Genomic DNA, 21,420 nt, shown 5'->3' on the forward strand with positions numbered 1-21,420 from the left:
CGCTGTCGAATTATTCTATTTCAGTAACTCACGCACTTTCGCATGCAGCTCATTCGGTCGATAGGGCTTTTTAATGAAAGCCATGTCGTTCGGAAGCAGGGACATGTTGTCACTATAGCCGGAAGTGAGCAGCAGCGCGGTCAGCGGAAATTTTTCTTTTATCCAACGCGCAAGATCGACGCCGGTTTCTTCCGTACCCATGGCGATGTCGCAGATAACAAGCTTGTACCCTGCATCTTCAAGATACTCCTTCGCTTCGCTGATGCTTGCGGCACATATGACATGATGACCGTCGTCGACCAGCATCTCGCTGATTGATTCAGCGATCAAAGGTTCATCGTCGACGACAAGTATCGTTCCTGCATGAAGTATCGCTCCGGTCTGGCGCATAGCGCCCTTCTCCAACTCGGCGGAAAGCCCGGCGGGAAGCTCGGTAGGTGGAACGGTGTGCGGAAAGGTCATGCGGGCGATCAGTCCGCCACCAATTCGGTTAGAAAAGGACAAATCCCCGCCCGATTGCCTTACAAATCCCGCGGTAATGGCAAGGCCAAGGCCGCGGCCATTGGATTTCGTCGTAAAATAGGGGTCATTTGCGTGGCGTAGGACATGATCTGTCATACCCATTCCCGTATCCTCAATGCTGATCGACACACTACTATTGGGCGTGTCCGCCGTTTCAACGCCTGCCAACATGGGCAGGACGCGCGTTTTAATCATAATCTCACCGCCTTCATCCATGGCTTCCCGGCTGTTGGTGATGAGATTGATGATCGCCTGGCTCAGGCCAGACTTATCGACGTACAAAGGGCATGGCAGACTGGTGCAATCATAAATGACTTGGATATTTGGTCCAGCAAGAGTTGATATCAGCGGCCTCGTTTCGTTCAAAATTTCATTTAAATCTGCATAAACGGGATCTATTATCTTATTAGATGTCATCGCAAGTAAAGTATTAATGATATCCGACCCGCGATCAACTGCATAATGTATTGATTGAGTCTTTTTGATTACAAAATCATTATTATTATCACGCGCAATCCCATGTGCTGCTAGATCGATTATTGCTAACAGATTATTGAAATTATGCGCGAGATCTGCAGCAATCGCTCTGATATTTTCCGCGGCCTGCATGCGCGCCAGTTCAAAATCTCTGTTCTTACGTTCCGTAATTTCCTGCCCTACGCCGATATAGGCTATGAACTTTCCTTCCTCATCACGAAACGGATATCCCCGGTGGAAAATCCAAACGACGGTCTCATCTTCGAGCACGATACGATATTCCAATGCGAATGGAATTTCGGCCGCACGAGACTTGCGAAACTCCTCATACACTCGCGCCCGTTCATCCGGATGAATAATTTTTGTCCATTCCTCCACATTTCGAGGCATAACGGTTTTGAATTTACGAAAATATTCCACGCTGGCGGGACTAGTATAAGTAGTCTTACCGTCAGAAAGGCGGTTTACCCAAAAAAATGCATTGATAACGTTAAGAATTCTTTCAAACATTTCGAGGTTATGGGCCCTCAAAACGGGACGATTTTTGAGGTCGCCGATCTCAGTAAGGTTTATTTCATAACCACTTGATTTACTGTCATTCAAAACAGACAATTGGATATTGGCGCGCACCCATTTTGATCGGTCCGTCGCCTTTGCGATCTTAAAATCCAGCGTTAGCGGGTCCGTGGCAGTGGAGGCCTGATCGGACGACAAAGCGTCGCACCAGGTCGCCTCAGTCTCGGCGAATTCAAGGAAGGATCGGCCGATCAAATCCTCTTCAGCGCGACCCAGCAAACGGCAAAATGCCGGACTGACTGCTTCAATTTCGGATTGTGCACCAAGCCGGGCCACTGCAGCGACGCTGGAGTTTAAATAATCGTACACGACAACCGCATTCTGAAATTGAGATATTTCATCTTAAATCAACTGCAAAATTACATTTTTCATATTGCATCGGCATGATTAAGCAAATTTGCCAAACTGGCGGCAGAGTTTATCTTAAGTTTATTAAAAATCCGGCTTCTATGTATTTTTATAGTATTTTCGCTTCGTCCCATTTCACCGGCAATTAATTTCGTGGGATATCCCTTTGAAATTATCCGGGCGACGTAAAGCTCGGTAGGCGTCAGGCCTGCGATTGCCGCCTTCACCATTTTGGCGCTCTCGCTGTGGCAAAAATATTTGCGCGATTGGGCTATGCCGCGGTTTATCGCGCGTCGAAGCGCCATCTCCGAAATCGGCTTTTGCAGGAAGTCGATCGCACCTGCCTTCATCCCCTGCACGACGGTGCCAATGTCACTGGTTCCGGAAATGAAGATTACAGGCAGTTTGATGCTCGCGCTCGTCAGCCATTCCTGGATGGCCAAGCCGTCGAGCCCCGGCAATTTGATATCAAGAAGAATGCATCCACTCTGGAACCTCTGCGCCTTTTCCTGCAGTTCAGTTGCGGATCCACAGGCCAGAGCCTGATAGCCCAGCGATGCAACCAGATCGGTCAGATGTGTTCGCAAGTCCGGTTCATCATCCACAATCAGGACAGCTTCTGATGCCGTTGCGCAGATCGGCGTCATCGGAAATGCCGAGTCTGCCGTCTGGTTCAAATCCTCGGATTGGCATGGCCGCAAATAGCCACGCTGACCGCAGCGGGTCGTATCTAGTAACGACCAACGAATCGAATCCGGTATGCGTTCGATTTGCGGCCGGGGAGGCAGTTCATCGCGATTTTTTTTCAAAAGCGGCTCCCTTGCATCCAAATAATGTCAAAAATAAAACAAATATCTCAACATGAGTTCATTGTTTTTATTTTGAAAAAGAATGAACTGAAATTTTATTTACCTATTGAACAGAATATTTTTTCATTTTCCGCAGGGAGGGTAAACTTGGCGTTCTCCTATGTCTTTTTTTTGAAACATACCATAGATCGATAGTTTATAAAAATAGCCTTTTATTTTTCAAAATGGCTATAATTACTTTCGATTTGAATTTATTTGGGCTTCGGCGCCACTGCGCTATAGTGATGGCGCGCGGGTTGCCCGGGTGCCGGCCGGCCGATCGGCATGTGGGATAACCCCAAGCCGCACGGCTTCGTCGAAGCCTTAGCGCCGCCCATTGAATACCATAAACCGATAAGAAATATGGTGAGCCGTGCTGGATTCGAACCAGCGACCTACTGATTAAAAGTCAGTTGCTCTACCGACTGAGCTAACGGCCCATCACTGCGCGGATCGTTCCGCGCGGTTTGGAGCGCTCCCCCTAATGTGCTGCTTGACGGCGGTCAAGCGGCTTGGGACGGGTAAGGCGATGAAAAAGTTGCCGCAGTGTCAGCCCGGTCACTGGATCGCGCCAAGTGGGGGCAATTTCTGCCGCCGGTCCCAGTGCGAAGGTGCGATAGCGCAACGCGGGGTGCGGTATGGCAAGGGCAGGCGAATCCGATACCCACATGCCTTCGGACCATGCAAGGATATCGAGATCAAGGGTGCGCGCCCGCCAGCGTGCGCCGCGTCGGTCACGCCCGAAATGCTGTTCGACCGCATGCAGCCTGTCGAGCATGTCGGACGGAGAAAGCGGCGATGAGACGAGTATTGCGGCATTGGCGTAACGCCTTGCGGAAGGTCCCAAAGGTGCACTGGTGATGACGCGGGAGTCGGCAAATACGTCAATTTCAGGCATTTCCAGCGCCTCGATCGCGGCGGCAACGATGCGTCGGGGATCACCGGCAAGCGGGTAGCGCTGGTTGGATCCAATACCAATCAGATAGAGTGACGGTTTCAAATATCCTCCACCAGCCGCCCGTAAAGCTGCGGCCTGCGATCACGGAAAAAGCCCATAGAGGCACGGTGCAACCGGGCCTGGTCGAGATCAAAACTGGCGACCAACAGCCCGGTTTCGCTGTCATCAAGATCGCAGACAATATCGCCCCATTCATTGGCGATGAAGCTGGTGCCATAGAATTTCTGTGCAGAGCCGCCATGATCAGCCTCTGCGCCGACGCGGTTGGCGGCAATCACCGGCATGCAATTCGAAACTGCATGGCCAACCATTGCACGCCGCCACATATGCCTTGTATCCAGCGTAGCGTCTTGCGGCTCTGCTCCGATTGCGGTGGGATAAAGGAGCATTTCTGCACCCATCAGGGCCATTGAACGCGCACATTCGGGATACCATTGATCCCAGCAGATGCCGACACCGATGCGAGTGCCAAAAACGTCCCACACTTTGAACCCCTTGTTGCCGGGGCGGAAATAATATTTTTCCTGATAGCCTGGACCGTCGGGAATATGGCTTTTGCGATAGGTGCCCAGAATGTCGCCATTGGCGTCGATCATCGCGATGGTGTTGTAGAAATGCGAACCATCCCGTTCGAAAAAACTGGTGGGGATGGCGACACCCAACTTTTTCGCCAATTTCGCCATTGCCTGAACCGAAGGATGCTCAAGCGTTGGGCGAGCGAGCGCAAAATGGGCTTCTTCCTGTGTTTTGCAGAAATAAGGGCCAGAGAATAATTCGGGCGGCAGGATGATCTGCGCGCCTTCATGTGCCGCCTGTTCAACCAGGCCGGCGACAGCATCAATGTTTTCAGCCTCGCTGGCCATAAGGGGCAGCTGCAATGCCGCGACGGAGATAGAACGGGTCATGGCCTGCCTATAGCCGCACGTCCGAACGCGCGGCAATGCTGATTGTCAATAAAGGGGGCGGCAGAGCTGACAAGGCCAGCCCTGCCATTTTAGATCAAAGCCGCTTTTTGAACAGCAGGGTCATCCGGTCGGTTTCGCCAATCGCCTCATATTTTGCGCGATCGACATCCTTTTTGGCAAGCACCGGGGGCAAGGTCCACACGCCATCTGGCCAGTCGGCACTGTCCTTTGGGTTGGCGTTCACTTCGCTTTTGCCGACCAGTTCAAAGCCGTTGATTTCCATCATCTTGATGACATCGGCTTCGCGCATATAGCCTTTGCCGCCATCGGTGTAGCTATATGGTGCATCGGCCTTTGCGCGGTGCTGTTCGATGCCAACAAGGCCGTCGTCCCTCAGCAGTTCGCGCATCGCCTTCAGTTCGGAATCAGCAATGTTCCAGCGGTTGATATTGTGCATCATCCGCATGATCAGGATGCGGTCGAATGTGCCTTTCTGGCCTTCGGGAATATCACCCAGTGTGAAAGCGGAATAATCGGTCGCCGGGCGTCCGGTTACCTTCGCAACATCGGCGGCATAGCTGGCCGCGCCTGCCTTAATGCCTTCCTGCCGCTTGGGATCCGCAAAGCCTGCCGGATTGAAATAGAGGCCGACCAGCTTGCCGGGGCCATCGACATAACGACCGAGCAGGCGCGATACCCATTCGCCGCCAGGTGCATATTCGCCGATCTTGTGATCGGGATGAACACGGAAGAATTCGAGTGTTTCGGCAGGGTGGCGATATTTGTCACGCTTTGCGTCTTCGGCACGCGAAGGGTCTGCCAAGATCTGGCCGAGGCGTTGTTGGTGCGCCTTGTGCATTTGCGCATGGGCGGCGGAGTCCTTGCCTTTGGCATTGCCATGATCATGGGCGTAGACGCCGCTACCAAGCAATGTTGCCGCCGCAGCGGCAAGCCATATCGTCTTTTTCATCGGGAAGGTCCTCTCGTTTCAACAGGGAAGCCGCAATATGGGCTGCCTATGGCAGATTGCCAATAGGGTCAGGCTGGCAGTTGCTGGCTTGAACAGTGGAAACTGCCGCCGCCGGTCAACACGGCATCTGCACGCACGCCAACGATCTTTCGTCCGGGGAAAAGTGGTTCGAGTGCGGCCAACGCGTCTTCATCATGGCGGCTGCCATAAATTGGAACGACGACAGCACTGTTGCCGATGTAAAAGTTCATATAGCTGGCCGGGACCGCTTCGCCATCTTGCTCGAACCTGCCGACTGAGGGCAGGGGTGTCACGCGGCAGCCAAAGGCTTCGGCCCGCGCCCGCGCATCGACGAAGACTTCGGCGTTCGGATCATTACTATCGCGCGCCTCGGGGATCACCAGATGGTTGGGGCCGACGAAGCGGGCAAGATTATCGATATGGCCATCGGTGTGATCATTGGCGAGGCCATCACCGAGCCACAGCAAGCGTTCAATGCCGAGGTCGCGGGCAAGCCGTTCTTCGATAGCTTTTTGATCGAGCGCGGGGTTGCGATTGGGGTTCAACAGGCAATCCGCGGTGGTCACCGCAAGGCCTGCGCCATCGACGTCAATCGATCCGCCTTCCAATATCCAGTCGCAGGTGCTGATTGTCAGGCCAGCCGCGCGCGCCAGTTCGGCGCCGATGGTCTGATCGCCTTCATAACGGAAACGGTTGCCCCAGCCGTTGAAACCGAAATTGCGGGCGATCCGGTCTGCACCCGAGCCAACAATGATGCAGCCTGTATCGCGCAGCCAGACATCACCGATCAGTCTGTCTTCTATGACGACACCATCGTCGACCAGTGCGCGGGCGATGCCCGTTGCCGTCGCGCCCTTGGCAATCAGGTGCACGCGTTCCCCGCTGCCGCCATCATGCACCGCATTGGCAAAGGCCGCGATTTGCTTTTGGGCTGCTGCCAAAGGCTCGCCCCAGGCATCGGGATCAGACGGGAAGCCGATCCAGACGCCTTCGTGCGGAGCCCATTCAGCGAGCATGCGAATGGTCATGGAATACTACTTTCCTGCCCGGCTCTTGTCGCGAATGGCACGGAACTCGTCACCCTCAACCCAATTGGGCCAGGCGTCGGTCATCGCCAGCATCCGGCCGACGCGGTAATAAAGCCGTAAATCGGCCATTACGCCCGACCAGTCCCAATTTTCGTCAAACTCGTCGGCCGGGCCGTGGTAGCGATTGGCTTCATAATCCTTCGCTGCGGCTTCCCCTGCGGCGCGACCGCCCTTCACCAAATCGTCGCCGCCTTCGAAATAGACCATGGGTACGCCCAGCTTGGCGAAACTGAAATGGTCGGAGCGGTAATAGAAACCCTTTTCCGGCGTTGGTTCGCGATCTGGCGTGCGGCCTTCGATCTTGGCGGCGGCATTCAAATAATCGTCAAGTTGCGACTTGCCCATGCCGATGACCGTCAGGTTCTTTGCCGGCCCGGTCATCGAAAAGGCATCCATATTCACGCCGCCAACCGTCCGCGCGAGCGGGTAGATCGGGTTTTCGGCATAATATTTTGAACCCAACAGCCCTGATTCCTCGGCGGTTACGGCTAGGAAGATCACGCTGCGGTCGGGGGCGCCGCCTTTCTGGAAGGCCTCGGCCAGCGCGACCAGCGCGGCGGTGCCAGTGGCATTATCGACTGCACCGTTGCAGATTTCGTCGCCATCCTTGGGTGTACAGCGGCCCAGATGGTCCCAATGCGCGCTGTAGAGGACATATTCGTCAGGCCGCTTTGCGCCCTTCAATATGCCGACGATGTTGCGGCTGTTCTTTTTGGAGATGCTATTCTCAAAACTCATGCCAGCTTTCAGGCCCAACGGAACGGCTTTGAAGCCTTTTTGCTTGGCCGCTGCCATGGCTTTTTCCAGATCCTGTCCACCTGCGGCCATGATCTGCGCAGCGATATCCTTTTGAACCCAGCCATTGGCTTCGGTCTGGCTTGCGCCGCCATCCTTTGACTGGGCAAGGAATTGCGGGCCGGTCCAGCTGGAATTGACGACATTCCAACCATAAGCGGCAGGTGCGGTATCATGAACGATTAACGCCGCCGCTGCTCCCTGACGGGCGGCTTCCTCGAACTTGTAGGTCCACCGGCCATAATAGGTCATCGCCTTGCCGCCAAAGGGGCCTTCAAGGCCTGTGCTTTCGAAATCAGGGTCATTGACGAGGATGAGGACGGTTTTCCCCTTCACGTCGACACCGGCATAATCGTTCCAGCCTTTTTCAGGGGCGTTTATGCCATAGCCGACAAAGACGACATCGCTGTCCTTGATGTCAATGCGCGGCTGTTCGCGGTAGCTGCCGGCGACAAACTGATCGCCATAGGTAAAGCTCAGCGTCTTGCCATTCTTGCCGCTGACCGTCAGCGGAGAGAAGTTGGCGCCAGCAATCTCGACAAGCGGGACATCCTGCGTCCAGCCGCCATCCTTGCTGCTCGACGGGTTGCCCGGCGAAAGCCCCGCCGCCTTGAACTTCTCGATCATCAGCGCGACCGTCTTGTCTTCGCCGGCGGTTCCGGGAGCCCGACCTTCAAAGGCATCGGACGACAGCGTGCGGGTGATATCCTTCATTGTCGCTTCGGACATTTCGGGCACCGAAACTTGCGGAAGGCCGGCAGCGGATGGGCCATCGACTGGCTTGCAGCCCGAAAGGGCCAGGGCAGAAACCAGGGTAAGCGTCAACAGGCGCATCATCTTCTCCAATTCTTAGTTGCCGGGCTTCTGCCAGAGCGGGCAGGGAGGCTCAAATGAAATCTGTGGGTGGGGAGTCTCCCTCCGCGGTTGCGGTCCGGCAACGGTTCTTGGTCGCCTGTTACATATGGAAATCATTGTTGCTTGCCGCGCCGATTCCGTCAGTCTGAAGACAGTCATGAAGGGACGTCGAATGATGAAAATTTCTTTGGCAATCACACTGTGCCTATTGTCGTGTGGCGCGATGGCGCAAGCAGACGATATGGCAAAGGCATTTGGTAAGCGTGAGGGCATTGAAGACATTTCGCTTTCGCCCAATGGCAACAAAATAGCTTATATTGAACCCGCGAGTGGCCAAGGCAACCGGCTCTATACTGTGGATCTTTCCGGTGATGGTACGCCAGTTGCAGTCCTTGCGGCCAGCGGCGACCCCGAACGGCTTAACAATTGCGAATGGGTGTCCGACGTCAGGCTGGTTTGCTTGATTTATGCGGTTTCGGAAGTGGCAGGAGAGCGTTTTGGGGCAAGTCGGCTGATAGCCGTCAATGCCGATGGTTCGGAACTCAAGATGTTGAGCAAGCGACAAGGCCAGAATGCGGAACGATTCTCCTATTTTGGCGGAGCTCTGATCGACTTGCTTCCGGGCGACGATGGGGCGGTGTTGATGGGGCGCGAGTATGTTCCTGAATCGGCCACTGGAACCATGATTTCGAAGGACGAAGATGGTTATGGCGTTGACCGGATCGACACCTTGCGCCTGTCGAGCAAAAGAGTGGTCAAACCCAGCCGTTTGGCAATGGATTACATTAGCGACGGACTGGGAAACGTCCGCATCATGTCAACGATGATTCAAGATGGCGGCTATGACAGCGGTCGCCGCCGCTTTCAGTATCGTGCCGCAGACGGCAGCGATTGGCAGCCGCTTGGTGAATATGATTATAACGATGATAGCGGTTTCCTTCCGGTCGCTGTCGATCCTGCAGAGAATGTCGCATATGGTTTTGAAAAGACCGGTGGTCGGCAGGCACTTTACAAGATGAAATTGGACGCTGGTCTTGCAAAAACGCTGGTTAATGCGCGCGACGATGTGGATGTAGATGGCCTGATCATGCTCGGAAGGCGCAAGCAAATCGTGGGGTTCAGCTTTGCAACTGACCGCCGTATGGCCGTTTATTTCGATCCTGTGCTGACGAAGATTGGCAGGTCCTTGACGAAGGCATTGCCGGGGGCTGCACAGGTGAGCTTTGCTGGCGCGAGCGCCGATGGCAGCAAAATGGTCGTGGGCACCTGGAGCGACACCAACCCTGGCGTCTATTATCACTTCAACCGGACAACGAACGAAATCAGGCCGCTTGTGTCTGCAAGACCAGATCTGGAAAAATATGCGTTGGCCGATGTGAAGTCCGTGACGGTTACTGCCGCCGACGGGACGTTAATTCCCGCCTATCTGACGGTACCGGCAAACGCTCTCGGGAAAAAATTGCCTGCCATTGTCATGCCGCATGGCGGCCCCAGTTCCCGCGATGAATGGGGTTTTGACTGGCTTGCACAGTTTTTCGTGCAAAAGGGTTTTGCAGTGCTGCAGCCCAATTACCGCGGTTCGAGCGGTTATGGCGACCAATGGTATCAGGACAATGGATTTCAGAGTTGGCGGACAGCTATCGGTGACGTGAACGACAGCGGCCGATGGTTGGTGGAGCAGGGGATAGCGGATCCCAGCAAGCTGGCAATTGTCGGCTGGTCCTATGGGGGCTATGCCGCCTTGCAGTCCGCCGTGTTGGATCCCGACCTTTTCAAGGCCATAGTCGCAATCGCGCCCGTGACCGATTTGGGCAAGTTGAAGGACGAAAATCTGGGCTATTCCAACTACCGGGTTGTGCGTGACTTTATTGGCAGTGGTCCGCATATCTCGGAAGGCTCACCGGCGCGGAATGCGAACAAGTTCAAGGCTCCGGTGGTGCTCTTCCATGGCGACCTCGATCTGAATGTTGCGGTGTTTCAGTCGCGATACATGGCCGAGCAGTTGAAGGCCGAGGGAAAACCCGTCGAATTGACAATTTATCCAAAGCTCGACCATGGGTTGCATGACAGCGCGGCAAGGGCGGACATGCTGACGAAAAGTGCAGCCTTTTTGTCGGCCGCTTTAGGGCTGTAAGGAACCAACAAAAAAGGCGGCCAGTGGCCGCCTTTTCGTAACTTTGATCAAACCGATCAGCGCGAATAGAATTCGACGACCAGATTGGGTTCCATCTTTACCGGATAGGGCACTTCGTCGAGCGTCGGAACGCGCGTGAAGGTGATCTTGTCGTTGCCATCGGGGCTGACATAATCGGGAATGTCACGTTCGGCGAGGCCCTGGGCTTCGATAACGAGAGCCATTTCCTTCGCCTTGTTACCAAGACTGATCACATCGCCGGCATCGATCTGGCGGCTTGCAATGTTGCACTTCACGCCATTGACGCGGATGTGGCCGTGGCTCACGATCTGGCGCGCAGCGAAGATCGTCGGAGCAAATTTTGCACGATATACGATCATGTCGAGGCGGCGTTCCAGCAGACCGATTAGGTTCTGGCTGGTGTCACCCTTCATGCGGTTTGCTTCCTGATAGGCGCGCTTGAACTGCTTTTCAGTGATGTCGCCATAATAGCCCTTCAGCTTCTGCTTTGCGCGCAGCTGCAGGCCATAGTCGGAAATCTTGCCCTTGCGGCGCTGACCATGCTGGCCCGGGCCATATTCGCGGCGGTTCACCGGTGATTTAGGGCGGCCCCAGATATTTTCACCAAGGCGACGGTCGATTTTATACTTCGAATTCTGACGCTTCGACATGAGGGTCAAAGTCCTTTCAATTGCGTTACATTCATGTTCCCGGAACCGCGCGATACCCGGATATGGGCACCGGACACCTGCTTCACCGGAAGTGCAGGGTCAATTGCGAAGGTCGCGCCATTAACGGCGTTGCCCCGAAAGTCAAGCGATTGCTATCGCGGTGTAGCGGTCAGCCGTTGGCCGGTGCACGTGTGGTCCGCTGGATTTCGCCAACATCCTGCCGGGCCTGCGCCTCGGCAGCATCCCATTCTGCCTTAGTGCGGCAGATTTTCTTCGCACGGACCAAAGATCCGATCTGCTTTTCGCGTTTGCAGATCTTTTTGTCGGCATCGGCAGATGCAGCAGCGCCATCTACAGCTGCTGGGGCAGCCTGCATAAGCAACAAGGCGCTCGCCAAGGACAATATCATTTAAATCTCCGTCATTCTCAAATTTACTGGATCGGTATCCGATCGATGCCTCTTCTGATAGCCTGTTTCGACGAACAGCAACAGGATAGAGGCCTCCAAGGCTCGACAGTCAGCTGCTGAGGGCCTAAGGACGCGGCCCATGACAGCACAATCCGTCCCTGAAATGGCCAAAGATCCTGCCCACTGCATGACCATGGCGGAAGTACGCGCCGGCGTTGATCAACTTGATGCAGAAATCGTTGCGTTGCTTGCCCGTCGCTTCGCTTATATGAGTGCTGCAGCTCGTATAAAAGATGATCGCAACAGCGTGCGGGACGAGGTTCGCAAGGCCCAGGTGATTGCTAATGCGCGCCGCGCCGCGCTCGACCTTCGTATCCCGCAGGACGTTATTGCTGCAATGTGGGAAACGCTGGTCGAAGGTTCGATTGCGTATGAATATGATCGCTGGGATGCCCTGCGCGGTTGATTGAACCGCAGATCGGCCGGCCTCAGGGTTGGCCCATACCGCCTACATTTTCCATATCCGCGCGACTGGTTTGCGAACGCACACCGATTTCCTGACCGTCTTCCGGCGTGTTCCATTCTTCTTCGGTCTTACAGATGCGCTTGGAAATGCGCGTCCCGGTCCTCCGCGGGTCATTCTTGCAGATCTTTTTCGCTTTGGCTTTCGCTTGAGGCGCTGCCGCCATGGTGGGCGCTGCCTCTGCAGCATCGGCCGCAGGCGCAGCGGCAGGGGTCAGCAGCAACAGGGCGATAGTTTCAATCACGGGCATTCGGAATTCTCCAAGAGGAAAGAGGCGGGATAGGAGGAAATGGGATGCGAGCAAGTCTGAATCGTAAAGCGCTTACGGCCTACGGCGATCCTCTAGGCATGTCAGAACCCCGCGCAAGGTGCGAACTTCAAGGCTGTTCCAGGCGGGCTTTGTCAAAAGGTTGCGCAAAGTGCGCTGCGTTACCTGCGTGCGTTCAGGCGGGAAGAAAAACTCGCGTTCTTCCAGCAGACCAAAAAGGTGGCCGATCATTCCGTCAAGTTCGACCTGAGGGGCAGGGGGATCAAGATCGACCTTGGGCGGGCTCGCTAGATTCTGGTGTTTTGACCATTCATAGGCGCAAAGGATTACTGCCTGGGCGAGGTTGAGCGACCCGAATTCCGGATTGATTGGAACGGTTATGATCGAGCGGGCAACCGCAACATCGTCGGTTTCCAGCCCCGACCGTTCGGCCCCGAAAAGAATAGCGCTATGCCCCGGTGCGACAACGATCTCGTTGGCCGCTTCCTCCGGCGTCAAAACAGGCTTTGTTACCCCGCGCTTGCGCACCGTGGTTGCATAAATGTTCGCAACATCGGCGGTCGCATCGGCGAGTGTTTCAAAGACTTCAGCCTTTTCAAGCACGATATCCGCGCCTGCCGCCGCCGGACCGGAATCTGGGTTGGGCCACCCGTCGCGTGGTGCCACAAGGCGTAACTCGGTCAGCCCGAAATTGAGCATGGCGCGGGCAGCCTTGCCGATATTCTCGCCCAGTTGCGGGCGGACGAGAATGATAATGGGCGGCTGCGTCATTTCTTCGCGGCTTCGGCTACGGCACCTGCAAATTCCTCGAAATCCCGAGCTTCGGCGAATTCCTTATAGACGCTGGCAAAGCGGATATAGGCAACAGTATCAAGCGCCTTGAGACCTTCCATCACGAACTGCCCGATGCGCGCGGATTCGATTTCACTATCGCCCAACGTTTCCAACTGGCGCTGGATGCCTGATACCAGCTTGTCGATCCGGACGGTATCAACCGGACGTTTGCGACATGCGATCGACACCGACCGCTCAAGCTTTTCACGGTCGAACGGTTCGCGTCGACCTTCGCTTTTCAATACGGTCAACTCGCGAAGCTGGATGCGTTCAAACGTTGTGAACCTTGCTCCACAGCCCTCGCACTGGCGACGACGACGGATCGATGCCCCGTCTTCGGTTGGCCGGCTGTCTTTGACTTGGCTGTCGTCATGTCCGCAAAAAGGGCAGCGCATTATCTCTCTTTTTCTTGGTTCTTTTTCTTGTTCATATGCCGATATGCGACAATTCCGGCGCCGATTGCCGCGCCGGTGACGATCCCTATCGGGGCGATAAGCGCGGCGGCAGCACCCAAGGCAGCACCACCGGCAACCTTTTTCGCACTGTCTGCATCGGCAAGGTGCTTGCCCTTGTGATAGGCGTCTTTCGTCGCCCCCCACAATTCCTCTGCGGCTTCACCGACATAATGTTTGGCTTGGTTGGGGATGCTTTCCTCAGCCAACCTTTCCGGTGTTTTTGCACCGCACCCGGGACAAAATTTCATGCCGTCGCTAATCTCGGCGGCGCACTCGTTACAGGTTTGGGACATCATATCCTCCCTTCATCTGTGTATTAGATGAGTAAGTCACCAACCCGTTTCAAGTGCGATCTTAGCTTAGCCCGGATAAATCGGAAAGCGCGCGCAAAGCGCTTCGGCTTCTTCCTTGACGCGTGCTTCGATTTGGCCGTCGCCGGCTTCGCCATTTTTGCGCAGTCCTTCGACGACGTCGGCGATCATGCGGCCAACTTCGCGGAATTCGGCTGGGCCGAAACCGCGGGTCGTACCCGCAGGGGTGCCAAGCCGCAGACCCGACGTAACAAAGGGCTTTTCAGGATCATAGGGGATCGCATTTTTGTTGCAGGTGATCGACGCACGGTCGAGCGCATGTTCAGCATGCTTGCCCTTGGCTTCCTTTGGACGGAGATCGACGAGCATCGAGTGGTTGTCGGTGCCGCCCGAGACAATATCGAGTCCCTGTTCCTGAAGCGAAGCCGCGAGCGCGCGGGCGTTTTCGACGACGCTGGCGGCATAGCTTTTGAACTCCGGGCGCATCGCTTCTGCAAAGCAGACCGCCTTGGCTGCAATAACATGCATCATCGGGCCTCCTTGCAGGCCGGGGAAGATTGCCGAGTTGAACTTCTTCGCCAGCGCCTCGTCGTTCGACAGGATGATACCCGAACGAGGGCCGCGAAGTGATTTGTGCGTCGTTGATGTCACGACATGTGCATGCGGGATCGGCGATGCATGCGCGCCGCCTGCCACCAAGCCGGAAATATGGGACATGTCGACCAGCAGATAGGCGCCAATTTCATCGGCGATCTGGCGGAAGGCAGCCCAGTCCCAGGTGCGCGAGTAAGCAGTGCCGCCTGCGATGATCAGCTTCGGCTTGTGCTCACGCGCTGTTTTGGCGACTTCGTCAAGATCGATCTGATGGGTATCGCGCCGCACGCCATAGGCCACTGGATTGAACCACTTGCCGCTCATGTTCACGGGCGAACCGTGCGTAAGGTGCCCGCCTGCAGCAAGGTCAAGGCCCATGAAGGTGTCGCCCGGTTGCAGCAGCGCAAGGAACACTGCCTGATTCATCTGGCTTCCCGAATTGGGCTGCACATTGGCGAATTCGCACCCGAACAACTGCTTGGCCCGTTCGATCGCGATCGTCTCTATCTCATCGACATATTCGCAACCGCCATAATAGCGCTTGCCGGGATAGCCTTCGGCATATTTGTTGGTCAGGATTGATCCTGTCGCCTCCAGCACCGCTTTTGAGGTGATGTTCTCCGATGCGATCAGTTCAATCTTGTCTTGCTGACGCCCAAGCTCCTTTGCAATCCAACCGGCAATTTCCGGGTCACGCTGGCTAAGGCTCTCGGTGAAAAAACCGTTGGTCTGGACGTCATTGGCAGCAGCGCTGGTCATGCGGATTCCTTGGGCATGGGAGGGTTGGAAAGCTTTCCGACGCGGCGGGCATGGCGATCGCCGCCGAAATCGGTTGAAAGAAAGGCGTCAAGGCAGGCCTTGGCCATGTCTATGCCGGTAAGGCGGGCGCCCATAGCGATCACGTTCGCGTCATTGTGTTCGCGCGCCAATTTGGCCGAGAGCGGTTCGGAAACCAGCGCTGCGCGGCAGGCTGGATTGCGGTTTACCGCGATGGAAATGCCAATGCCTGATCCGCACAGAGCAACGCCGCGGTCAGCTGCGCCAATGGCAATCGCGTCTGCGAGTTTATAGCCATAATCGGGGTAATCGACCGAACTTTCATCGGCCGGGCCAAGGTCGGAGACGTCATGCCCTGACGCTTCAAGATACGCCACCAGCGCCGCTTTCAGTGCGACAGCCGCATGATCGGAAGCAATGGCAATGCGCATCTCGCCGGCCCTTATAATGTCTTGTGACTCGGAATGGCCGCGCTTTAGGATAGGTCGGCCCAAAAGGCCATTGCAAATCTGGGTGATTTCGCGGCTTGACCGCAGCCTTCCACAGCTTTTATCGCAAGTAGTATGACCAGTGCATTTCTATCTGTTGCAATGCTTGGGGGCTTCGCCCTGATCTGGGGTGCTTGGCGTCTTTGGCAGCGCGAAGGGCTGGGCCAGAAAGTATGGCTGATGATTGCGGCCGCGCTGGTCCTGTTTGCGAATGTCGCGATCTGGATCGTGCCTGACGAGGCCGGGCAAACACTTGTGAATAGCAAGAATGGTTAAGGGCTGTCCACATAGGGACAGCCGCTTTACAGGATCACTTGATGGGGCAGGCCGGATCAAGCCGCATATCGAGATAATTGTCCACCGACGCCATCAGCAGGTCCATTTCATTTTCGTAGAAATGGTTGGCACGCGGAATTTCATCATGGTGGATGGTGATGTGCTTTTGCGTGCGTAGCTTGTCGACCAACTTCTGGACCGAGTTGGGCGAAACCACCTCGTCTTGCGTGCCATGGATGATGATCCCGGACGAGGGGCAGGGTGCAAGGAAGCTGAAATCATACATATTGGCGGGCGGTGACACCGAGATGAAACCACGCACTTCCGGGCGGCGCATCAAAAGCTGCATGCCGATCCACGCACCAAAGCTGAAGCCTGCAATCCAGGTCGAGCTGGCTTCGGGATGGAAGGCCTGCACCCAATCCAGCGCAGCTGCAGCGTCAGACAATTCGCCAATGCCATTGTCAAATTCACCTTCGCTGCGGCCAACACCGCGGAAATTGAAGCGGATCGTTGCAAAGCCACGCGCGACAAATGTTTTATACATCGCCTGCGTAATCCGGTCGTTCATCGTGCCGCCGGCCTGCGGATGCGGATGCAAAATCATGGCCACTGGAGCCCGTGGGCGCGGCGGCGGAGAGAAACGGGCTTCGATACGGCCTTCTGGGCCGGGAATTGCAATGGCGGGCATAAGATGTTTCTAAACAGAGGAATCATAAGGCAGCCTCACCCTTCGGGCTAGGCAGCGGTCGACCTGCTATATAGAAGCGAATGCGATTTTCGCAACTGCCATGGGTGTCAACGCGCGTTATGGGGCCTGACCGTATCTATCTCGATCATGCAGCGACCACTCCGCTGGTCCCCGCAGCGCGTGATGCAATGGCTGGCGCGCTGGAGATGTGGGCCAACCCGTCGAGTCCGCATAGCGAAGGCCGGGCAGCGCGCGCGGCGCTTGAACAGGCGCGTGCGCGTGTCGCGACGGCACTGGATTGGGATGGCGAGATATTGTTCACCAGCGGCGCGAGCGAGGCGATCGCGCTTGCGCTCAAGGGATTTGATGCCGTTGCAAGCGCGGTCGAACATGATGCCGTGCTGGCCGCTGTCGGCGATGGGCCGCATATCGGGGTCGATGCCGATGGAATGGTGCAGTTAGATACCATCGCAAAGGGCCGACGCTACGCCATTCAACAGGTCAATAATGAAACCGGTATGATCCAGCCACTGGCCGAATTGGGTAAGATCATTCGCGAAGGCGGCGGGCTGTTGGTCGCCGATTGCTCGCAGGGTGCAGGGAAACTGCCGCTGCCCGATGCTGACCTGATCATCTTGTCGGCGCACAAGCTTGGCGGACCGCCGGGGCTGGGGGCGTTGCTGCTCCGTGATCTTTCCCTTCTGCATCCGAGTGGCGGCCAGGAAAAAGGTTATCGGCGCGGAACGGAAAATCTGCCTGCGATTCTAGGACTTGCGGCAGCGCTTGAGGCTGGCTTTGGCTGGATGGATGCAGTGCAACAATTGCGTGCGAAACTTGATGCGGCAATTCTGGCCGCAGGTGGGCAGGTTGTCGCTGCGACTGCGCCGCGGCTCGGCACGATCGGCAGCTACCGGATGCCGGGGATTTCGGCATCGAGCCAGCTCATCTCTTTTGATCTTGCCGGCATAGCTGTTTCGGCAGGCAGCGCCTGTTCGTCGGGAACGCTCAAGACGAGCCATGTGCTTGGCGCGATGGGCTGGGATGCAAAGGCGGCAAGTGAGGTGGTACGCGTCAGTTTCGGTCCGCAGACGTCGGAAGCTGATATTGATCGTTTTGTGGCCGCATGGGTCACAATCCGAAATCGGGCACTCACAGCATGATCTATCTCGACTATCAGGCGACCACACAAATGGCGCCAGAAGTTTTTGCGGCGATGGAACCCTGGCTGAAAGAGAATTTTTGGAACCCGCACAGCGCGCATGCCGGAGGGCGAAAGGCTGCTGCAGCGGTTGAGGCGGCGCGGACGCAAGTGGCGGCGTTACTTCCAAAAGGTGGCAAGCTAATCTTCACTAGCGGCGCGACCGAAGCGATTAATCTTGCGATCAAGGGCAGCGGGCTTCCTGTGTCGGCCTATGCAACCGAACATGCGGCAGTGCTCGACTGTGTTGCGCTGTCAGGGGGCGACATTGATCCCGTAAGAAATGATGGCATGTACATGGCTACGCCGGTGCACAATCGCGGTCTGGCGGTGGCGATGCTTGTCAACAATGAGATCGGCACCATCCAGCCCATCGCTGAAATCGCGTCAACAGTGCATGCGGATGGCGGCCTGCTATTATGTGATGCCGTGCAGGGCTTTGGCCGGATGCAAATTCCCGATGGGGCAGACATGATCGCGATTTCTGCCCACAAGATCCACGGTCCAAAAGGCATTGGCGCGCTTTGGGTGCGTGACGGGGTAAGGCTTGAACCACTGATCCATGGCGGCGGGCAAGAACAGGGGCTGAGATCGGGCACCTTGTCGCCTGCGCTCTGTATCGGCTTTGGTGCAGCGGCAATGCTCGCTAAAGAGCGGATGGATGAAGACTGGGCGCATGTCGAAGGACTTTGGGGCCGGGCGTGCGAACTGTTCGCCAAATGGACGGTCAATGGCTCAACTACGCAGCGCTATAAGGGCAATCTCAACATCCGCCGCGACGGTCTTGATGTCGGCCGGTTGATGAGTGAATGCCGCGAAGTGCTGTTTTCCGCCGGCAGCGCCTGCGCCAGCGGATCGGGCCGACCCAGTCATGTGCTCCGTGCGATCGGGTTGTCCGATGCACAGGCGAAATCCTCTATTCGGCTCGGCTGGGGTCGCTATACAAGCATCGAAGAGATTGAACGCGCGGCTGAAATGATCAACGTCGCAGCGGAAAGGCAATTGGCGTGAAAGTGCATTTCATCAGTCCGGATGGCGAGACGACCCAGACGGTCGACGCCAAGCCCGGCGACAATCTGCTCGAATTGGCACAAAATGCTGGCCAGCCTCTCGAAGGGACATGTGAGGGGCATATGGCTTGTTCAACCTGCCATGTGATCATCGATAAGGTGTGGTTCGACAAGCTGTCCCCCGCGAGCGACGATGAGGAGGATATGCTCGATCTTGCCAGTGGTGCGCGCCGGACAAGCCGGCTGTCCTGCCAGATCGACCTGAGCGAAGATTTGGACGGCCTTACGGTGCATATCCCGGCGGAGAGCCGGAATATGCAAGGCGTCTGATCCTGCCGGCAGGAGCAAGGACGAGGGAATATCTCGTACCTTCACTTCCCATTCAGCAAAAATCGCCTATATAGGATTTTGCCGGGTTCGCCCGGCTATGGCGATAAACTGCCTTGTGTAATAGATGCAGCGGACCCGGGGGCGGTACCCGGCGGCTCCACCACTTTCCTCGTGAAATCGGGGAAAATGACGGGGCCGAACTAGGATCGACGTGTGTTGAAAAACAATGTTTTCGCTCGGGCTGAGTAACCCGTTCAAGGCTCAAAACTCATAAGTGCCAACGATAACGAAGCACTTGCTCTCGCAGCATAATTTCGGGCCTCACGGTCTAGAATTATTCTAAAAGAACGCGGCCGAACCGGCCGGGCAACAGAAAGGTTACAGCGGCTTGGGGGGTGCCGGGCAACAGAAACCCCCTACCTTTCCGAACATTGTCACAGAATAGCTGAAACCGGTTTTCCGGTTGCCCAACGCGTCAGGCGACGGCTTTCCGGAAACGAGAATCGGGGGGCTATTCCTGCCCAAACATTTGCTGCAATTCGACAGCCTGCAACATCTTTGCAGAGGCGAGGAACACCGCGCCACAGGTCAGTGCCAAGAAAAGCCAGCCGATCTTTCCGGGATATTGCACCATATATTCCTGCCCCCGCTTTACCGCACCCAGTGCGAGCGGGTAGGTGATGAGGAAGACCTCCACTTTGGTCTTGATCTGGAAAAGGCGTGCGACTTTTTTCATAAGTTAACACGGGTATAGGCAAAGCCCATGCCAGTTCAGCAAAGCCGCGCACTTCGATGGTTAACGCCATCGCGGTTTGTAAAATCTTTCGACAGTCAGGCGAGTTCGGAAAGATCGCACGCGCTCAGCAAGGCCGTCCGGGCAGCCTGGACCTGTTCGACCATTTCCGGTCTGCCAAGATCAGAGGGCGCTATCGCCTCAGGCCAGTGGCTTGCTACCACATCTGCGATCCGGTCCAGCTTCGCTTCGTTGGCAATGAAGCGCGGGTCGACCGTCGCGGGATCGGCGACAACGCGCAGTCGCAGGCAGGCTGGCCCGCCGCCATTGGCCATTGACTGACGCACGTCTACCGGGATGAGCCGTCGTATCGGGCCATTGCCGGCGACATGCTCCTCCAGCCAACCCCAGACGCGGGGATTGGATTGCGCCTCGGTTGGCAGAATCAATGCCATTTCGCCAGACGGCAGCGTCACCAGTTGGGCGTTGAACAAATAGCTTTGCACAGCATCGGCAAGGCTGATTCTATCGGCCGGTACGATGACAATCTCTATCTCGGGCATTTTATCCCGAATGACCCTATAAGCGGCTTCTGGCTCTTCAAACGCCTGTTCATGGGTGAAGAGAATACGTTCATTCGCCACTGCAACGACATCATTGTGGAAGGCCCCGGCGGCAATCGCGATTTCGGATTGCTGGATGAAGAGGGTGCGCTCCGGATCAAGACGGTGCGCCCGCGCAACGGCTTTCGACGCCTCGAGATGCTGGCGCGCGGGGAAGGGGCCACCCGATTTCCCATAGACAAAGATTTCCAGCCCTGCCTCGCCATGCGACGGGCAGAGCCGCATAAAATTGGCAGCGCCTTCATCGCCATAAGGCGAAGGTACCGGCGCGTGCACGGCAAAATGCCGCTCATCGGCGAAGGCAAGCCGGAGTTGCGCCAGCGTCCCCGCCCATTCATGGCTGCGATGCGCCATGGTTAGGAGGTTTGCGGCTGACAGATGGCATTTGCCATCGGCGGTATCGGGTGCAGGTGAAACCGTCGCCGCATTGGCCGCCCACATTGCGGACGCTGAAAAGGCGGTGGCGCGGATATGCGGTTCGGCATTCGTCATATCGGTCGAAAGCCCCGACAGCCATTGACGGTTCGGTCGGTCGAGCGGCATGAAATAGCCCTGTGCGAGGCCAAGTCGCAGATTGGCCCGCATTTTCTCAATGCCTTGCAAGGCAGCGGCGCGCGGCTGCGAAATGGCGCCGGCATTACTGGCTGAGGCGATGTTGCCCGGGCTCAATCCCGCATAATTGTGGGACGGACCAATGATGCCATCGAAATTGATCTCGACAAGGCTCATGGC

24 protein-coding genes, 1 tRNA gene and 1 other RNA gene are annotated in these 21,420 nt (G+C 56.2%); 7 read left to right on the forward strand and 19 right to left on the reverse strand.

The features are described from left to right. Positions 1-15 precede the first annotated feature (15 nt). From RSE16_08400 to RSE16_08435, 8 genes are all read right to left on the reverse strand, one after another. Positions 16-1,884 carry a PAS domain-containing protein gene (locus tag RSE16_08400; protein ID WRH74749.1) on the reverse strand — a complete coding sequence of 623 codons (1,869 nt, stop codon included), beginning with the start codon at positions 1,882-1,884 and terminating at the stop codon, positions 16-18. A 59-nt stretch (positions 1,885-1,943) separates the two neighbouring features. After that, positions 1,944-2,732, reverse strand: a complete 789-nt coding sequence (locus tag RSE16_08405; GenBank protein WRH74750.1) for a response regulator — start codon at positions 2,730-2,732, stop codon at positions 1,944-1,946. Positions 2,733-3,135: 403 nt separating this feature from the next. After that, positions 3,136-3,211: transfer RNA gene (locus RSE16_08410), tRNA-Lys, on the reverse strand. Between the two features lie 41 nt (positions 3,212-3,252). Next, positions 3,253-3,771 carry a 2-amino-4-hydroxy-6-hydroxymethyldihydropteridine diphosphokinase gene (folK, locus tag RSE16_08415; GenBank protein ID WRH74751.1) on the reverse strand — a complete coding sequence of 173 codons (519 nt, stop codon included), beginning with the start codon at positions 3,769-3,771 and terminating at the stop codon, positions 3,253-3,255. Then, positions 3,768-4,634 carry an N-carbamoylputrescine amidase gene (aguB, locus tag RSE16_08420; protein WRH74752.1) on the reverse strand — a complete coding sequence of 289 codons (867 nt, stop codon included), beginning with the start codon at positions 4,632-4,634 and terminating at the stop codon, positions 3,768-3,770. The genes folK and aguB overlap by 4 nt, the downstream gene beginning before the upstream one ends. Positions 4,635-4,728: 94 nt before the next feature. Then, positions 4,729-5,604, reverse strand: coding sequence for a methyltransferase (locus RSE16_08425; GenBank protein WRH74753.1), 876 nt, complete (start codon positions 5,602-5,604; stop codon positions 4,729-4,731). A 68-nt stretch (positions 5,605-5,672) separates the two neighbouring features. After that, entirely contained in the window at positions 5,673-6,653 is a 981-nt protein-coding gene (locus tag RSE16_08430; protein ID WRH74754.1) for an agmatine deiminase family protein, read from the reverse strand. Positions 6,654-6,659: 6 nt separating this feature from the next. After that, a complete protein-coding gene (locus RSE16_08435; GenBank protein ID WRH77329.1) occupies positions 6,660-8,342 on the reverse strand; it encodes a M28 family metallopeptidase in 1,683 nt (560 codons plus the stop codon). 193 nt (positions 8,343-8,535) lie between these two features. Between RSE16_08435 and RSE16_08440 the strand changes: the two genes are divergently transcribed. Beyond that, positions 8,536-10,497, forward strand: coding sequence for a S9 family peptidase (locus RSE16_08440; protein ID WRH74755.1), 1,962 nt, complete (start codon positions 8,536-8,538; stop codon positions 10,495-10,497). A gap of 56 nt (positions 10,498-10,553) precedes the next feature. Here RSE16_08440 and rpsD read toward each other — a convergent pair whose 3' ends face one another. Then, positions 10,554-11,168: a 30S ribosomal protein S4 gene (rpsD, locus tag RSE16_08445; protein ID WRH74756.1), complete on the reverse strand. Its 615-nt coding sequence runs from the start codon at positions 11,166-11,168 to the stop codon at positions 10,554-10,556. Positions 11,169-11,337: 169 nt separating this feature from the next. After that, positions 11,338-11,577, reverse strand: a complete 240-nt coding sequence (locus tag RSE16_08450) for a hypothetical protein (protein ID WRH74757.1) — start codon at positions 11,575-11,577, stop codon at positions 11,338-11,340. Between the two features lie 139 nt (positions 11,578-11,716). Here RSE16_08450 and RSE16_08455 point away from each other — a divergent pair, with 139 nt between their 5' ends. Continuing rightward, positions 11,717-12,043, forward strand: a complete 327-nt coding sequence (locus RSE16_08455) for a chorismate mutase (protein WRH74758.1) — start codon at positions 11,717-11,719, stop codon at positions 12,041-12,043. 22 nt (positions 12,044-12,065) lie between these two features. On the opposite strand, the gene RSE16_08460 is transcribed toward RSE16_08455, so the two are convergent. From RSE16_08460 to rpiB, 6 genes are all read right to left on the reverse strand, one after another. Next, the gene (locus RSE16_08460; GenBank protein ID WRH74759.1) at positions 12,066-12,350 is read right to left on the reverse strand and encodes a hypothetical protein; all 285 of its coding nucleotides are present in this window, start codon (positions 12,348-12,350) and stop codon (positions 12,066-12,068) included. A gap of 72 nt (positions 12,351-12,422) precedes the next feature. Further along, on the reverse strand, positions 12,423-13,139 hold the full coding sequence (locus tag RSE16_08465; GenBank protein ID WRH74760.1) for an RNA methyltransferase: 717 nt from the start codon (positions 13,137-13,139) through the stop codon (positions 12,423-12,425). Then, complete coding sequence (nrdR, locus tag RSE16_08470; GenBank protein WRH74761.1) at positions 13,136-13,597, reverse strand: transcriptional regulator NrdR; 462 nt, start codon at positions 13,595-13,597, stop codon at positions 13,136-13,138. Before nrdR ends, RSE16_08465 begins: the two co-directional genes overlap by 4 nt. Then, on the reverse strand, positions 13,597-13,905 hold the full coding sequence (locus RSE16_08475; GenBank protein WRH74762.1) for a hypothetical protein: 309 nt from the start codon (positions 13,903-13,905) through the stop codon (positions 13,597-13,599). Before RSE16_08475 ends, nrdR begins: the two co-directional genes overlap by 1 nt. 111 nt (positions 13,906-14,016) lie before the next feature. Further along, positions 14,017-15,321, reverse strand: coding sequence for a serine hydroxymethyltransferase (gene glyA, locus RSE16_08480; GenBank protein ID WRH74763.1), 1,305 nt, complete (start codon positions 15,319-15,321; stop codon positions 14,017-14,019). Beyond that, entirely contained in the window at positions 15,318-15,770 is a 453-nt protein-coding gene (gene rpiB / locus RSE16_08485; GenBank protein WRH74764.1) for a ribose 5-phosphate isomerase B, read from the reverse strand. The genes glyA and rpiB overlap by 4 nt, the downstream gene beginning before the upstream one ends. Before the next feature lie 132 nt (positions 15,771-15,902). Between rpiB and RSE16_08490 the strand changes: the two genes are divergently transcribed. After that, positions 15,903-16,103, forward strand: coding sequence for a hypothetical protein (locus tag RSE16_08490; GenBank protein WRH74765.1), 201 nt, complete (start codon positions 15,903-15,905; stop codon positions 16,101-16,103). Positions 16,104-16,137: 34 nt separating this feature from the next. Here the strand turns inward: RSE16_08490 and RSE16_08495 are convergent, their stop codons facing one another. Next, on the reverse strand, positions 16,138-16,794 hold the full coding sequence (locus tag RSE16_08495; protein WRH74766.1) for an alpha/beta hydrolase: 657 nt from the start codon (positions 16,792-16,794) through the stop codon (positions 16,138-16,140). A gap of 119 nt (positions 16,795-16,913) precedes the next feature. On the opposite strand from RSE16_08495, the gene RSE16_08500 reads away from it, so the two are divergent. The 4 genes from RSE16_08500 (at position 16,914) to ssrA (ending at position 19,753) form a co-directional block, all read left to right on the forward strand. Further along, positions 16,914-17,954, forward strand: a complete 1,041-nt coding sequence (locus RSE16_08500; protein WRH77330.1) for an aminotransferase class V-fold PLP-dependent enzyme — start codon at positions 16,914-16,916, stop codon at positions 17,952-17,954. After that, positions 17,951-19,003: a cysteine desulfurase family protein gene (locus RSE16_08505; protein WRH74767.1), complete on the forward strand. Its 1,053-nt coding sequence runs from the start codon at positions 17,951-17,953 to the stop codon at positions 19,001-19,003. The genes RSE16_08500 and RSE16_08505 overlap by 4 nt, the downstream gene beginning before the upstream one ends. Further along, positions 19,000-19,332, forward strand: coding sequence for a 2Fe-2S iron-sulfur cluster-binding protein (locus RSE16_08510; GenBank protein WRH74768.1), 333 nt, complete (start codon positions 19,000-19,002; stop codon positions 19,330-19,332). Before RSE16_08505 ends, RSE16_08510 begins: the two co-directional genes overlap by 4 nt. A gap of 41 nt (positions 19,333-19,373) precedes the next feature. Next, positions 19,374-19,753: a transfer-messenger RNA gene (gene ssrA, locus RSE16_08515) on the forward strand. Positions 19,754-19,843: 90 nt separating this feature from the next. Here ssrA and RSE16_08520 read toward each other — a convergent pair. Together RSE16_08520 and RSE16_08525 are read right to left on the reverse strand one after the other, a co-directional pair. Continuing rightward, positions 19,844-20,068 (reverse strand): hypothetical protein, encoded by a 225-nt coding sequence (locus RSE16_08520; protein ID WRH74769.1) that lies wholly within the window; start codon positions 20,066-20,068, stop codon positions 19,844-19,846. Positions 20,069-20,163: 95 nt separating this feature from the next. Beyond that, the gene (locus RSE16_08525; protein ID WRH74770.1) at positions 20,164-21,417 is read right to left on the reverse strand and encodes an N-succinylarginine dihydrolase; all 1,254 of its coding nucleotides are present in this window, start codon (positions 21,415-21,417) and stop codon (positions 20,164-20,166) included. Positions 21,418-21,420 lie beyond the last annotated feature (3 nt).

Origin of the sequence: Sphingobium sp. (assembly GCA_035196065.1) — a bacterium.
In the GTDB taxonomy this organism is placed as follows: Bacteria; Pseudomonadota; Alphaproteobacteria; order Sphingomonadales; family Sphingomonadaceae; genus Sphingorhabdus_B; species Sphingorhabdus_B rara.

Coding starts and splice junctions, on each gene's coding strand:
- nrdR (WRH74761.1), bottom strand. CDS start 13,597: ATGCGCTGCCCTTTTTGCGGACATGACGACAGCCAAGTCAAAGACAGC.
- RSE16_08425 (WRH74753.1), bottom strand. CDS start 5,604: ATGAAAAAGACGATATGGCTTGCCGCTGCGGCGGCAACATTGCTTGGT.
- RSE16_08435 (WRH77329.1), bottom strand. CDS start 8,342: ATGCGCCTGTTGACGCTTACCCTGGTTTCTGCCCTGGCCCTTTCGGGC.
- RSE16_08505 (WRH74767.1), top strand. CDS start 17,951: ATGATCTATCTCGACTATCAGGCGACCACACAAATGGCGCCAGAAGTT.
- RSE16_08460 (WRH74759.1), bottom strand. CDS start 12,350: ATGCCCGTGATTGAAACTATCGCCCTGTTGCTGCTGACCCCTGCCGCT.
- aguB (WRH74752.1), bottom strand. CDS start 4,634: ATGACCCGTTCTATCTCCGTCGCGGCATTGCAGCTGCCCCTTATGGCC.
- rpsD (WRH74756.1), bottom strand. CDS start 11,168: ATGTCGAAGCGTCAGAATTCGAAGTATAAAATCGACCGTCGCCTTGGT.
- RSE16_08430 (WRH74754.1), bottom strand. CDS start 6,653: ATGACCATTCGCATGCTCGCTGAATGGGCTCCGCACGAAGGCGTCTGG.
- RSE16_08525 (WRH74770.1), bottom strand. CDS start 21,417: ATGAGCCTTGTCGAGATCAATTTCGATGGCATCATTGGTCCGTCCCAC.
- RSE16_08475 (WRH74762.1), bottom strand. CDS start 13,905: ATGAAATTTTGTCCCGGGTGCGGTGCAAAAACACCGGAAAGGTTGGCT.
- RSE16_08440 (WRH74755.1), top strand. CDS start 8,536: ATGATGAAAATTTCTTTGGCAATCACACTGTGCCTATTGTCGTGTGGC.
- RSE16_08465 (WRH74760.1), bottom strand. CDS start 13,139: ATGACGCAGCCGCCCATTATCATTCTCGTCCGCCCGCAACTGGGCGAG.
- RSE16_08520 (WRH74769.1), bottom strand. CDS start 20,068: ATGAAAAAAGTCGCACGCCTTTTCCAGATCAAGACCAAAGTGGAGGTC.
- RSE16_08495 (WRH74766.1), bottom strand. CDS start 16,794: ATGCCCGCCATTGCAATTCCCGGCCCAGAAGGCCGTATCGAAGCCCGT.
- glyA (WRH74763.1), bottom strand. CDS start 15,321: ATGACCAGCGCTGCTGCCAATGACGTCCAGACCAACGGTTTTTTCACC.
- RSE16_08500 (WRH77330.1), top strand. CDS start 16,914: ATGGGGCCTGACCGTATCTATCTCGATCATGCAGCGACCACTCCGCTG.
- RSE16_08490 (WRH74765.1), top strand. CDS start 15,903: ATGACCAGTGCATTTCTATCTGTTGCAATGCTTGGGGGCTTCGCCCTG.
- RSE16_08455 (WRH74758.1), top strand. CDS start 11,717: ATGACAGCACAATCCGTCCCTGAAATGGCCAAAGATCCTGCCCACTGC.
- rpiB (WRH74764.1), bottom strand. CDS start 15,770: ATGCGCATTGCCATTGCTTCCGATCATGCGGCTGTCGCACTGAAAGCG.
- RSE16_08450 (WRH74757.1), bottom strand. CDS start 11,577: ATGATATTGTCCTTGGCGAGCGCCTTGTTGCTTATGCAGGCTGCCCCA.